General features: G+C 30.0%; 12 protein-coding genes. 10 read left to right on the forward strand and 2 right to left on the reverse strand.

The genetic code is table 4. From position 1 onward, the window contains the following. Window positions 1–201: 201 nt before the first annotated feature. Window positions 202–1,074, reverse strand: coding sequence for a Cof-type HAD-IIB family hydrolase (locus tag BST80_RS01280; RefSeq protein WP_415745609.1), 873 nt, complete (start codon window positions 1,072–1,074; stop codon window positions 202–204). 191 nt (window positions 1,075–1,265) lie between these two features. On the opposite strand from BST80_RS01280, the gene BST80_RS01285 reads away from it, so the two are divergent. The 5 genes from BST80_RS01285 to dnaJ all read left to right on the forward strand — a co-directional run bounded on the left by BST80_RS01285 (window position 1,266) and on the right by dnaJ (window position 8,176). Beyond that, window positions 1,266–3,407: an ATP-dependent Clp protease ATP-binding subunit gene (locus tag BST80_RS01285; RefSeq protein WP_415745610.1), complete on the forward strand. Its 2,142-nt coding sequence runs from the start codon at window positions 1,266–1,268 to the stop codon at window positions 3,405–3,407. Window positions 3,408–3,494: 87 nt separating this feature from the next. Then, window positions 3,495–4,556 (forward strand): heat-inducible transcriptional repressor HrcA, encoded by a 1,062-nt coding sequence (gene hrcA, locus BST80_RS01290; protein ID WP_415745611.1) that lies wholly within the window; start codon window positions 3,495–3,497, stop codon window positions 4,554–4,556. Then, window positions 4,549–5,172: a nucleotide exchange factor GrpE gene (locus tag BST80_RS01295; protein WP_415745612.1), complete on the forward strand. Its 624-nt coding sequence runs from the start codon at window positions 4,549–4,551 to the stop codon at window positions 5,170–5,172. Before hrcA ends, BST80_RS01295 begins: the two co-directional genes overlap by 8 nt. A gap of 28 nt (window positions 5,173–5,200) precedes the next feature. After that, entirely contained in the window at window positions 5,201–6,982 is a 1,782-nt protein-coding gene (dnaK, locus tag BST80_RS01300) for a molecular chaperone DnaK (RefSeq protein WP_415745613.1), read from the forward strand. A gap of 66 nt (window positions 6,983–7,048) precedes the next feature. Then, window positions 7,049–8,176, forward strand: a complete 1,128-nt coding sequence (gene dnaJ, locus BST80_RS01305; RefSeq protein ID WP_415745614.1) for a molecular chaperone DnaJ — start codon at window positions 7,049–7,051, stop codon at window positions 8,174–8,176. 49 nt (window positions 8,177–8,225) lie between these two features. On the opposite strand, the gene BST80_RS01310 is transcribed toward dnaJ, so the two are convergent. Then, window positions 8,226–8,552: a rhodanese-like domain-containing protein gene (locus BST80_RS01310; protein ID WP_415745615.1), complete on the reverse strand. Its 327-nt coding sequence runs from the start codon at window positions 8,550–8,552 to the stop codon at window positions 8,226–8,228. A 107-nt stretch (window positions 8,553–8,659) separates the two neighbouring features. Between BST80_RS01310 and BST80_RS01315 the strand changes: the two genes are divergently transcribed. The 5 genes from BST80_RS01315 to BST80_RS01335 all read left to right on the forward strand — a co-directional run bounded on the left by BST80_RS01315 (window position 8,660) and on the right by BST80_RS01335 (window position 14,272). Continuing rightward, the gene (locus BST80_RS01315; RefSeq protein ID WP_415745616.1) at window positions 8,660–10,768 is read left to right on the forward strand and encodes a polyribonucleotide nucleotidyltransferase; all 2,109 of its coding nucleotides are present in this window, start codon (window positions 8,660–8,662) and stop codon (window positions 10,766–10,768) included. Window positions 10,769–10,847: 79 nt separating this feature from the next. Next, window positions 10,848–11,852: a phosphate acyltransferase PlsX gene (plsX, locus tag BST80_RS01320; protein ID WP_415745617.1), complete on the forward strand. Its 1,005-nt coding sequence runs from the start codon at window positions 10,848–10,850 to the stop codon at window positions 11,850–11,852. A gap of 7 nt (window positions 11,853–11,859) precedes the next feature. Further along, the gene (rnc, locus tag BST80_RS01325; protein WP_415745618.1) at window positions 11,860–12,609 is read left to right on the forward strand and encodes a ribonuclease III; all 750 of its coding nucleotides are present in this window, start codon (window positions 11,860–11,862) and stop codon (window positions 12,607–12,609) included. A 47-nt stretch (window positions 12,610–12,656) separates the two neighbouring features. Further along, a complete protein-coding gene (locus tag BST80_RS01330; RefSeq protein ID WP_415745619.1) occupies window positions 12,657–13,325 on the forward strand; it encodes a hypothetical protein in 669 nt (222 codons plus the stop codon). A gap of 38 nt (window positions 13,326–13,363) precedes the next feature. After that, complete coding sequence (locus tag BST80_RS01335; RefSeq protein WP_415745620.1) at window positions 13,364–14,272, forward strand: hypothetical protein; 909 nt, start codon at window positions 13,364–13,366, stop codon at window positions 14,270–14,272. Window positions 14,273–14,337 lie beyond the last annotated feature (65 nt).

A 14,337-nucleotide genomic window follows, 5' to 3' on the forward strand; every position in this document is an offset into this window, starting at 1 on the left:
TTAAAATTATAATTTGCTATTAGTATCTTTTTAAAAATATTTACAATTATTTTAATAGGTTATGCAAGAAGTCTAATACTTCCAATTTTAATTTAATTAATATAACATCCTAAATCATTTTTCTGATTTAGTAATTGTATTTTAGCATTAAAAAAATGAAAATATTTTTTAATTGTTTTAAAGATAAAAAAAGAAATTTTTTTAAACATTTTCTCCTTTTAATAGTTTTTGTAAATAATCACCAACGCCGCCTTCATCATTAGTTAAGTGTGTAATTCCCCGAGCATTAGTTTTTAAATTGTCATTTCCATTTTTCATTGCGATTCCATAACCAACATTTTGCAATAGTTCTAAGTCATTCATTTCATCACCAAAAGCAATAACATCACGAATATCAACGTTATAATATTGTGCTAAAATATTAGCTGCAAATCCTTTTGAAACAAGTTTATTTGTAATGTTAATCATTATCATTATTTGCACCTGACCGCTATTATTATAATGTCCGATGTTAACTTGGACAGAGTTTTTAAAATTTTCAAAAATTCGTAAAATTTGATCTTTTTCATTAGTATTGTTTAAATATAAGGCCATATTACTAGCTGGACCTTTTCAAGCAGTATAAGGATTGGCAATAAAATATTCATCATCAGCGACATCATCAAGATGAAAGTAATTTTTAATTGCCTCATCTTTTTTTCAACAAATTGCTTTATCATAATGTTCAATTAAGACATTTGCAACAATATTTTTTACATCAGGATGGTTGATAATACTCATAATAACATCATAAGAAATTGGAAAAACTAAACGTTTAAACTCTCGTTTTAATGGGTCATGAATATGACCACCATCAAAGTTTGTTAATAAGGTGTCTAACCCTAATTCACGATAAAAGCGAATACTTGCTCGATGAGGGCGACCAGTTGTAATACATACTTTATGCCCAGCTTTAACAGCTTCTTTGATCACATCTTGTGTTTTTGGATGGATTGTTTTGCCATCATTCATCAATGTTGTACCATCTAAATCAATTAGAATTAAACGTTTTTTATTTAGGTGTTGTAATTTCATGGGACTCCTTTCTAAAAAAATAATTATGTTTCTAATCCCTGTATCTCTTATTATATCTAATATTTTTATATTTATATTATTTTTAAAAATTTAGCAGTATTTAATTGACTTTGCTAATTAGTATGATAATATATAATTGTAAAATTAGCAAACAAACATATAGAGTGCTAAAAATTAAAGGAGGCAAAAGTATGGATTTAACACAACAATATGAACCAGGTAAAGATCCAAAAGTTCTTGAAAAATTTGCCAAAAATCTTAATAAAGAGGCTCTTGCTGGAAAATTAGACCCAATTATTGGACGTGAAGATGAAATTAATAGAGTAATTCGAATTTTATCACGAAGAAAAAAAAATAATCCGGTCTTAATTGGTGAACCTGGTGTTGGGAAAACAGCGATTGTTGAAGGACTAGCACAGCGAATTGTTAAAGGTGACATTCCTAGTAATTTAAAAAATAAAACAATATATGAATTAGATATGGGAGCATTAATTGCTGGTGCGAAATTTCAAGGTGAATTTGAAGAACGTTTAAAAGCGGTTTTAAATAAAGTTAAAGAATCAAATGGCGATATTATTTTATTTATTGATGAGTTGCATTTAATTGTGGGAGCTGGTAAGACACAAGGTAGTATGGATGCTAGTAATTTATTAAAACCAATGTTAGCGCGTGGCGATTTGCATTGTATTGGTGCAACGACTTTAGATGAACATCGTTTATATATTGAAAAAGATGCTGCGTTAGAGCGACGCTTTCAAAAAGTAGTTGTCAGTGAATCAACCATTGATGAAAGTATTTCAATTTTACGAGGTTTAAAAGAACGATTTGAAACCTTTCATGGGGTTAAAATTCATGATAATTCTTTAGTTGCATCAGTTAACTTATCGTCTCGATACATTACTGACCGGTTTTTGCCAGATAAAGCAATTGACTTAATTGATGAAGCTTCTGCAACAATTAAAACAGAAATTGCATCAGTTCCAACCAAATTAGATAATTTAAATCGGCGAATTGTTCAGTTAGAAATTGAAAAAGCAGCTTTGCAAAAAGAAACTGATAAGGCATCTAATGAACGGTTAGTTGATATTGAAAATGAATTGAAACCATTAAAAGCAAAACAACAAAAATTAGATATTCAATGAAATTCGGAAAAAGAAAGTATTACTAAATTAAAAAACTTAAAATCACAAGTTGAACAATTGAAGAAAGAGTTAGAGCAAGCGCAATTAAGTGGTGATTTTAATCGTGCTGGTGAAATTCAATATGCTTTATTACCAAAACTAGAAAAACAATTACATGAACAAGAAAAACAAGCTTCAGGTTCACATCTTTTGAAAGAAGATGTAACTGAGCGTGATATTGCTGCAATTGTTGGAAAGTGAACTGGTATTCCAGTTGACCGTTTAGTAGAAACAGAAAAGGCAAAATTATTAAATTTAAGTAAGATTTTACGGCGTCGTGTTCGCGGTCAAAACGAAGCAATTCAAGTAGTTGCTGATGCAATTATTCGTAGTCGAAGTGGAATTAAAGACCCAAATAAACCAATTGGTAGTTTCTTATTTTTAGGACCAACAGGAGTTGGGAAAACAGAAGTTGCCCGTAGTTTAGCATATGTTCTTTTTAACTCAGAAAAACAAATGGTACGATTAGATATGTCTGAATATATGGAAAAACATTCAGTAAGTAAATTAATTGGGGCGCCACCAGGTTATGTTGGTCATGAACAGGGTGGACAATTAACCGAGGCTGTTCGTCGAAGCCCATATTCAATTGTTTTATTTGATGAAATTGAAAAAGCACATCCTGATATTTTAAATATTTTGTTGCAAATTTTAGAAGATGGTCGTTTAACTGATTCATTAGGTAAAACTGTTGATTTTAAAAATACAATTATTATTATGACTTCTAATATTGGGTCAGAATATTTATTAAATGAAAATAATGATGGTGTTGGTTTATTAATTCAAAAAGAATTAGCTAGAAAATTTAAACCAGAGTTTTTAAATCGAATTGATAATGTTGTGACCTTTAATGGTTTATCAGAAGATGTTATTAAAGAAATTATTGAAAAAGAATTAGCTGAATTAACACAACGAATTGAAAATAGTAAAAACATTCGTATTAGTTATTCTGAAAAAGTATTAGAAAAAATTTTAAACGAAGGATATGATCGTGAATTTGGAGCACGGCCAATTAAGCGATATATTCAACGAAATCTTGAATCGTTAATTGCGCATGCTATTATTTCAGAAGAAGTTCAAGAGGGTAAATCTTATACAATTGATGTAGTTAAGAACGAAATGGTTATTAAGAATAGCACAAAATTAAATTAGCACTTGCATTCTTTAAATGATAAATTTATAATATTAATTGTTAGCACTATTTAGTGTTAATTGCCAAATATTTATAAGAATTGTAGAATGGAGGTGCTGCTGGTGTTAACCCAACGACAAGAAAACATTTTAAAAGTAATTGTAGAAGAATACACAAAAACAGCACAGCCTGTTGGAAGTAAAGTTATTATGGCTTCGTCCTTAATAGATTCTTCTTCTGCAACAATTCGTAATGAATGTGCAATTTTAGAAAAAGAAGGTTTTTTAGAAAAAGAACATGCTTCATCGGGAAGAATTCCATCAACAAAAGGTTATCGTTATTATGTTGATAACTTGATGGTTGAGAAAAATATTGATGATATTAAAAACCGGATTGAAGCCTTATTTGTTAATCGAAATATGTCAATTAATGATATTCTTGATCAAACAGGCCAAATTTTAAGTGAAATGACAAATTTAACAACAGTTGTTGTTGGTCCAAACTTTCAAGAAGAATTATTAAAAAAAATTGAATTATTGCCAATTTCTGAAACACAAGCAGTTGTTGTCTTTGTTTTAACAAATGGGCATGTTGAGAATAAAATGTTTACAATTGATAAAAATAGCTCAATGAATGATTTAAAAATTTCTGTTGAATTATTTAATACACGGTTAGAAAATACTAAAATAACTGATATTCCAACAAAATTTGAGGTAATTCGTCCAATTTTAGAACAACAAGTAAAACATTATGAATATATTTTAAAACAATTTGTTAACGCTTTAACAAGTATTGTTAAACCAAGTTATTCAACACATGGGATTCAATATATGCTCCAAAATCCGGAATATAATAACCCAGAACGAATTAAACAAGTTATTCGCTTAATTGAAACAATTTCACCGTTTGATTATTTTAAAAAACAACAGAATAACCCAAGCGAAAATCTTGTTTCAATTCAAATTGGGAATGAAACAGGGTTTAACAATGATGATATGGCTTTGTTGACAACAACTTATAAGGTTGATGATATGCAAGAAGGAGGAATTGCTTTAGTAGGGCCAAAGCGGTTAGAATATGATAAGCTTTATGAAGTTCTTGAATGATTAGCTTATCGGATTAAAGAAGCATATCAAAAAGAAGATAGAGAGGGTGAGATTAATGAGTAATGAAAAAAATGATAAATCTTCGCCAAACCAATTAAAAGAAAAAATTCAACAATTACGGAAAGAATTAGCAAATAATCAACCTGCTGATTCACCGTCAGAACCAGGGAAAACATCAACAGCACCGACAGCTGAAGCAAATAATTTGGCAATTATTGAAGATTTAGAACATGAAATTGATTTATTGTTAAAAGACAATTTACGCTTGCGAGAAGAAAAATTATTAGTTTTAGCTGATGGTGAAAATTTAAAGAAAAGAATTCATGAAGAAGTTGCTGATATTAAACGTTATCGTGCAGCAGGGATGGCAGAAAAATTATTGCCAACATTAGATAACTTTGAACGTGCTTTGCAAGTTACTAATGTAACATCAGAAGTGAAAAACTTTTTAACAGGGTTTGAAATGATTTATCGTATGTTTAAAACGGTTTTTGAAGAAGAAGGTATTACCGCAATGGAGACAAAAGTAGGAGAACACTTTAATTCTAATTTCCATTCGGCAATTGAAATTATTGAAACAACTGATGTTTCATCAGGATGTATTGTTAAAATTTTACAAAAAGGATATATGATTCATGATCGTGTCTTACGTCATGCATCAGTGCAAGTTGCAAAATAACTAATTTAAGAGAGGAAGGTATGATAATATGGCAAAAATTATTGGTATTGATTTAGGAACAACAAATTCATGTGTTGCTGTGATGGAAGGAAAAGATTTTAAAGTTTTAGAAAATCCCGAAGGGCAACGAACAACACCATCAGTTGTTTCATTTAAAAATGAAGAAATTATTGTGGGAGATGCGGCAAAACGGCAAGCAGTAACAAACCCAAATACAATTAGTTCGATTAAACGTAAAATGGGGACATCAGACAAAGTTCATGTTAATAATAAAGATTATAGTCCTGAACAAATTTCTGCTGAAATTTTACGTTATTTAAAAAACTATGCTGAGAAAAAATTAGGACAAAAAGTTTCAAAAGCAGTTATTACTGTTCCGGCTTATTTTAATGACGCACAACGACAAGCAACAAAAGATGCTGGAAAAATTGCTGGATTAGAAGTTGAAAGAATTATTAATGAACCAACTGCGGCAGCATTAGCTTATGGAATTGATAAAGTTGATAAAGAGCAAAAAGTTTTAGTATTTGACTTAGGGGGAGGAACTTTTGATGTTTCAATCTTAGATTTAGCAGATGGAACATTTGAGGTTTTAGCAACCGCTGGGGATAATCATTTAGGAGGAGATGATTTTGATGAAGTTATTATTCAATGAATGGTTGATGAATTTAAAAAAGATAATGGTATTGATTTAAAAACAGATAAAATGGCAATGCAACGATTGAAAGAAGAAGCAGAAAAAGCGAAAAAAAATCTTTCTTCACAATTACAAACTGAAATTACAGCACCATTTATTACTGCTCGTGATGGAAATCCATTACATTTAAACCTAACATTAACAAGAGCAAAATTTGATGAAATGACAAAAAGCCTTGTTCAACGAACAATTGAACCAGTTCGTAAAGCATTAGCTGATGCAAAATTAAAACCTAGTGATTTAGACCAAGTTTTACTAGTGGGAGGAAGTACGAGAATTCCAGCTGTACAAGAAGTTATTAAACATGAATTAGGAAAAGAACCAAACCGCACAATTAATCCTGATGAAGTTGTTGCAATTGGTGCAGCAATTCAAGGGGGAGTTTTAGCTGGTGATGTAAAAGATGTCTTATTATTAGATGTTACACCATTATCATTAGGTATTGAAACATTAGGAGGAGTCTCAACTGTTTTAATTCCTCGTAATACCACAATTCCAACATCAAAATCACAAGTGTTTTCAACCGCTGCTGATAATCAACCAGCTGTTGATATTCATGTTTTACAAGGGGAACGTAAAATGGCAGCAGATAATAAATCATTAGGACGATTCCAATTGTCTGGGATTGAACCAGCACCAAAAGGAATTCCCCAAATTGAAGTTAAGTTTTCAATTGATGCAAACGGAATTGTATCAGTTACTGCAAAAGATTTAAAAACAAGTAAAGAACAATCAGTTACCATTACTAATGGTGGTGGTTTAACAGAAGAAGAAATTCAACGAATGATTAATGAAGCAGAACAAAATAAAGATAAAGATGAGCAAAAATTAAAAAACATTGAATTGCGTAATAAGGCAGAGTCATATCTTTCAACAATTACACAAGCTTTAGAAGGAAATAAGGATAAAATGGATCCTGAGCAGTTAAAAGCTTCTGAAGAAATGGCCAAAGAAATTAAAGAATTGTTAGAAAAAGAAGATTATGCTGGTTTAGAAGCAAAAATGGCAGCATTAGAACAAGCAATGGCTGAAGCTTCAAAATTTATGAATGACCAACAAGGTGATCAATCTGAACCAGAAGTTACGAATGATGATGACAAAAAAGATAAATAAGACAATAATGATGACTAAAATTTTTTTAGTTATCTTTTCTTTAAAAGAGAAAGTAGGAAGATGGTAATGGGAAAACGAGACTATTATGAAGTATTGGGCGTTAATCGTAATGCCATTGATGATGAAATTAAACGTGCTTTTCGACAATTAGCAAAAAAATATCATCCTGATGTTTCAAAAGAGAAAGATGCCGAAGCAAAGTTTAAGGAAATTAATGAAGCTTATGAAGTTTTATCTGATCCAAATAAACGTCGCAATTATGATCAGTTTGTTCATGCTGGAACTGACCCCAATGGTTTTGGTGGCTTTAGTCATGGTTTTAGTAGTATGGGAGATTTTGAAGATATTTTCTCTGGTGGTTTTGGTGATATTTTTGAAAACTTTTTTGGTGGTGGTAAAAAACGCCGTGGTTTTAGTAATCAACCAATTAGAGGGGAAAATATTGCTGCACGTGTTACATTAACGTTAAAAGAACAAATGTTTGGGAAGAAAATAAACCTAGATTTAAATATTGATAAAAAATGTGAAATGTGTGATGGAACTGGAGCAAAAGACCCTAAAAAAGACATTCATACTTGTACAACTTGTGATGGTTATGGTTATGTTAACCTTGAACAGCGTAGTATTTTTGGTGTGATTCAATCACAGCAACCTTGTCCTGATTGTAAAGGGCGCGGAAAAATAATTACTAATAAATGTTCAAAATGTAAAGGTCAAGGGAATTATCGTGGGAAAGAAACAGTAGAAATTGAGTTACCGAAATCAATTTATGAAAATCAACAGTTACGAATTCGTGAAAAAGGAAACTACGGTCTAAATAATGGCCCACGGGGAGATATTTATTTAGAAATTTCAGTAAAACCAAATAAATATTTTAAGCGGGTTAATGATAACCTTCATTTAAATTTACCAGTATCTTATTTAGATGCTTTACTAGAAGCTGAAATTAAAGTTCCAACTTTTGATGGGGATGTTCATTTGAAATTACCACCAAATACAAAAACAAATAGTATTTTTAATATTCCAAATCATGGGTTTTTCAAATCACCAACATCGACAAAACGAGGAGATTTAATTGTTAATGTGATTGTAACAATTCCAACAAAATTATCTCCAGAAGAAAAAACAATTTTACAAAAGTTAAGAAATAATAGTTCGTTTAAAATTACTGATGATTTCTATGAGGATTTATAATTATTAAAAAAAGTTTTAAGCATGATATTAATATCATGCTTAAAACTTTTTATTTTTTTGTTTCTTGTTCTTTTCAACGGTAATAACCATAAATCCCAGTTCTTAAAACATAAGCATTATGATATCCTAATTGTCGTAATTCTAATGCTGCTTCACTACTGCGATTACCACCATTACATAATGTAATAATTAATTGGTTTTTGTTTGATAAGTAACGCGATGGATCTTGGAGCAAATCAAAAATATAAACATTGATTGAATTTGGAATTTGTCGTAACGCTTTAAATTCAATCTCAGTGCGGACATCTAATAATAAAGCTTGTTCTTTTTGTGTTTCAAAGATTTCATTATCCATATAGACTGTTTTTTGGTTCATTGTGTACTCTTTATTTTTTTTGTATATTTATATCATATCGTAAATATAAAATAATGTGTGATAAAATTAAGAAGATTAAGTATCATAGAGAGGAATTAAGAGTTTTGATGGCAAAACAAGTATTTAAAAAAATAATAAATAATCAGGAACTAATTGTTGAGCATGGCCAATTAGCAAAACAAGCAAGTGGTTCAATTTTAGTACGTTATGGTGATACTATTGTTTTAGTAACCGCAACAGTTAATAACAAACCTAGTGAAGGTGATTTTTTTCCTTTAACAGTTGTTTTTCAAGAAAAATTATATTCAGTCGGAAAAATTCCGAGTGGATTTTTAAAACGAGAAGGGAAGCCATCTGAATATGGTACTTTATCAGCACGAGTAATTGACCGTGCTTTACGGCCATTATTTTCAGAAAATTTTCGTAATGAAGTTCAAATTGTTATTAATGTTCTTGCTGTTGATAATGATCATGATGTGCGGGTGGTTAGTTTATTTGCGGCATCATTAGCACTTAGTATTTCTAAAATTCCATTTGCTGGCCCAGTAGCGGGAACATTAGTAACTGTTGATCAAAATAATAATATTATTATTAATCCAACATTAAAACAAATTAATAATGGCAAAATGGAATTAATTGTTGCTGGAACAGCGGAGGCAATTAATATGGTTGAAGCGGGGGCAAAAGAAGTTTCTGAAAGTTTAATGTTGCAAGCAATTTTAGCGGGACATGATGTTATTCGACAATTAATTACTTTTCAGCATGAAATTATTGCAAAAGTTGAGGTACCAAAAATGGAAGTTGAATTGTTTCAAATTCGTTCTGAAATTATTACTTATGTTAATAACAATTATGCAAAAGAGTTAATTACAGCTGCTCGAATTAAAGAAAAAACAAAACGTTATGAAACAATTGAACATTTAGTTGAACAAGCAATTAATAATTATTCTATTCCAGTTCCACTTTCAGAAAAAGAACAGAAAAAATTGACTCTAGAATTAAAAACAGCTTTACATAATATTATTCGTCAAGAAGTGCGTTGCCAAATTTTAATTGATAAAACACGCTTAGATGGCCGAAAATTAGATCAAATTCGCCCATTAAGTAGTGAAATTGATATATTACCAGTTGTTCATGGTAGTGCTTTGTTCACTAGGGGTGAAACACAAGTTTTATCAGTTTTAACATTAGGTGCATTAGGTGAAAATCAAATTATTGATGGAATTACCGATGAAGAAGGTAAACGTTTTATGCATCATTATAACTTTCCACCATTTTCAGTTGGTGAAACTGGGCGGATGGGTCCTCCTTCACGACGAGAAATTGGTCATGGCGCATTAGGAGAAAAAGCATTATTACAAATTATTCCTAGCGAAAAAGTGTTTCCATATACAATTCGTATTGTTTCCGAAGTTTTAGAATCAAATGGTAGTACTTCCCAAGCATCAATTTGTGCTGCCACATTAGCTCTAATGGCGGCTGGAGTGCCAATTATAGCGCCAGTAGTTGGGATTGCAATGGGTTTAATTAAAGAAAAAAATAACTATACTATTTTAACTGATATTCAAGGGATGGAAGATCATCTTGGCGATATGGACTTTAAAGTAGCCGGAACTGCAAAGGGAATTTGTGCCTTACAAATGGACATTAAAATTGCAGGAATTAATAAGGCAATTCTCCAAGAAGCTTTAGAAGCGGCAAAAGAAGCACGGTTAACAATTTTAGATAATGTTTTAGCAACTATTTCTGAACCACGAGCACATTTAGCACCAACAGCACCAAAAATGAAAACATTTATGATTCCTGTTGATAAGATTCGGGAAGTTATTGGTCCGGGTGGTAAAATGATTACAGCTATTATTGAAAAATCAGATGATGTTAAAATCGATATTGAGGATGATGGCCAAGTGACAATTTACCATAGAGAAAACACAGCGATTGAAAAAGCATATCAGTTAATCAAAGCAATTGCAATGCCAGTTATTGTTGGTGAAGAAATAATTGGACCAGTTATTAAAATTGAAAAATTTGGTGTTTTTGTTAATTTAAAAGAAAATCTTGATGGTTTAATTCATATTTCTAAATTAGCTAAACAACATGTTGAAAAAGCAGAAGATATTGTTCAATTAAACGATATTGTTAAAGTTAAAGTAATAGAAATTGATGGGAAAGGGAAAATTAAGTTACAATTAATTGAAATATTACCTAAAAAGTAACTTAATTTTTTAATGTTGGTTCTTAAATAAATAACTAAAATATTTGTTATAATTAAATAAGGAGTTAGGAGATTTAATTATGAGTAAAATTGCAATTGATATGATGGGAACTGATTTAGGCATTAAACCAATTATCGACGCTTTGAAAGTTTTTATGAAGAAATATGACGATGTTACTTTTATTTTAATTGGAGCTGAGAAGGAACTGAAGGCTGCCACTGCAGCAGCAAAGTTAGATAATACAAAATATGAAATTTTTGCTACAACAGAAGTAATTGCAATGACAGAAGGTATGATGGAAGTTCGTCGTAAACCAAATAGTTCAATGGTTCGTGGAACTGAATTATTGCGTGATCAAAAAGTAGATGCTTTGGTATCTGGTGGTTCAACTGCAGCTTTTTTAGCAGCGTGTCATTTTATTGTGGGAGAAATTTCCGGAGTTTCACGGCCAGCTTTTATGCCTTTTATTCCAACACTTAACAAGGGAAAGTCTGTTTTAATGCTAGATGTTGGTGCTAATTTAGAAAATGATGCCCAAGATCTTGTTAATTTTGCAATTATGGCTAGTGTTTATGCGCAAGAAATTATGCACAATCCAAAACCAAGTGTGGCAATTTTAAATATTGGTGAAGAAGCATCAAAAGGAAAAGATTATCATAAAGAAGCTTATAAATTATTAGCAAATAATAAAAATATTTTTTTTAAAGGAAATATTGAGCCACGTGATATTACTAGTGATGTTGTTGATATTATTGTAACAGATGGTTTTACTGGTAATATTGCTCTAAAAACATTGGAAGGAATGGCAAAAAATTTAATGGGTGTTATTAAACACGAATTAACAAAGAATTTTTATCGAAAATTAAAAGCTTTTTCGTTACGAAAAGCTTTTCAGGGAGTTCGTGAAACCTTTGATTATCGAAATAATGCAGCAGCATTAGTCTTAGGATTAAGAGCAATTGCTGTTAAAACACATGGTAGTAGTGATGAAAAATCATGAATTAGTACTTTAGAATTAACTCGTACCGCAGTTGTCAATAATTTTGTGCAAAAAATGACAGTTAAATTGTTAAAGGGGGATTAATTATACGATGCAGTTTATAAACAAACAGCCAGAACAACTTTTTTTCGAGTTAAAAGCTTTTTTTAAACAGTATCATGTTTTTATTAAAAAACCACAATATTATTTAGAAGCCTTAACTCATAATTCTTATGCAAATGAAAATAATTTAAGTTATACTTATCAACGAATGGAATTTTTGGGTGATGCAATTTTAGCAAAAGAAATTTCCTTATACTTATTTTTAAGTTTTCCTGATAAAAATGAAGGTGAAATTACTAATTTACGTAGTAAAATTGTTCGGGAAGGAACATTAGCAGAATTAGTTCGTCGAATGAATTGATCACCTTTCTTATTATTAGGAAAAGGAGAAATTAAAACAAAAGGATATGAAAAAAATCGTATTTTAGCTGATATTTATGAGTCAATGATTGCTGCATTATATCTTGATTTGGGTGAAGAAGTTGTTCGTAATTTTATTAATGACACCCTTATTCAAATGGTTTCTAATCCTGGTTTTTTTGATCAAATTCGAGATTACAAAACGGAATTACAAGAATTTTTACAAGCTGGTGATGCACGAACATTAGAATATAAATTAATTAAAGAATCACCACCATTAGAAGGAAATCGAGTTTTATATACTGTGGTTGCAGAAATTGGGGGAATTCGTTATGGCGAAGGATGCGGTTATACTCATAAAGAAGCTGAGCAATTAGCTGCTCGTGATGCGCTACAAAAATTAGCAACAAAATCAAAATATCATTTCGAAAATAAATAACAATGTAATATGACTAAACTAATTTAAGTATATGGAGATGAAAAGTAATGATGATAAGACATTTGTTTAAGAATTTTTGATTAAGTTTTACTAGAAATAGTTTACAAGTTTTAGGCCTATTTTTAATGTTAGGAATTATTATTACCTTGTTTGGGGGAATGATTATGTCAAGCAGTTTAAGTACGGTTCAATTAGCATTAATTGGTAATGACTTGTATGATACTAATATTTCATTTCAATTTAATTATAATTTAAAAATTGTTTCAAACCATCAAAATTTATCATATGGTTTAAACAATATTAATTATATTAATGAGGATGGAGATTTAGACAATAATAAAGTAGAAAGTCCTTATTTTCAGTTAAAACCAAATGGCAAAGATACTTATCAAATTGTATTGGATTCAGAAAGTAACCAGTCAGGAAAATGGCTTGCTTCAAATAGTTCAAATTCATATTTTATGGAACAGTTAAAGGAAAACGGTGAAGTAATATTAAACTTTAATACTAATATTGTTCCTGATAGTGTTTATTTTTTTAGTAATGATGATTATCATGAATTGGTTAGTTATTTACAAAATCCAGCAAACTTAATTCCATTCGTAAGTTCACCAGATAATCCTAGATTAGTCACAGATACATTATTTTTACTAATGCTTATAAGAATTTTAGTACAAATCAGAAACGAATTTATGACTTACAAACTCGTCTTTTAAATTCTGTTATTATTGGTTCAGTTGCTGATCGTGCTCTAATGAGTGAAACAATGCGACTTTACGATATTTTTAAATCAGAAAACTTTTATATTCAAAGTATGCAACCATATTATTGGACAACACCAATTATGGTAAAAGGAAATTATCAAGTAAGCGATGATTATCCTCCAATTATTATTAATAATTCTTATGCTTTACATAATAAAATCAAGATTAATGATCTTTTTAATATTTATGGTTACCAATATCGTGTGATTGGTTTTGCCACAAATGCTTATGTTAATAGTGCAGCAAATGAGTCATCTTTTATTTATAATTCATATTTATGACTTCGTGGTCCTGAATATACAAATTTATTAACAAAAATCACTAATGATGCACCACAGCTTATTAACAGCATAATTAGTATTCACGCTGCTTTTGCATCAACAGAACTAAATCCTGGTTTTTTGCATGCTCAAAATAGTTGAAGTGATATTGCAAATGTTTATGATAATGCTACTTTTTCACGTTCTGCAGTTGCTTATACACCATTACATCATATGAAAGAACTTATTAAAAATAAAGAAGATATTATTTGGTCAATTTTAATTGCAATTTCATTATTATTAATAATTTCATCTTTCATTATGATTAGTATGATTGTTAATAAACTATTATTATTAAACCGGGGAATTATTGGTAATTTAAAAGTACAAGGATACGGAACGGGAACAATTGCGTTTTTACTTCTTTCTTGTTTTTTATTATTAATGTTTATTATTTCTTCATTATCATTAATAACAAGTTGAATCTTCTCTTTTATCTTAAATATTACTTATCAAGGTTTTTTAGAATTTACTACTTATATTTCAGTTCCCCCTTGGTGATTAATAGTTGGAACATATTTGTTACCTAGTTTTGTTGTTTGTTTCTATGATTTTTTATTCATTAGACTTTTTGCATAACCTAGTTATTTTAAAATTCCTATAAAATATATTTAAAATAGAAATTATAGGAATCTAAAATTATG

This window comes from Spiroplasma sp. Moj (assembly GCF_016082285.1).
Taxonomy (GTDB): Bacteria; Bacillota_I; Bacilli_A; order Mycoplasmatales; family Mycoplasmataceae; genus Spiroplasma; species Spiroplasma phoeniceum.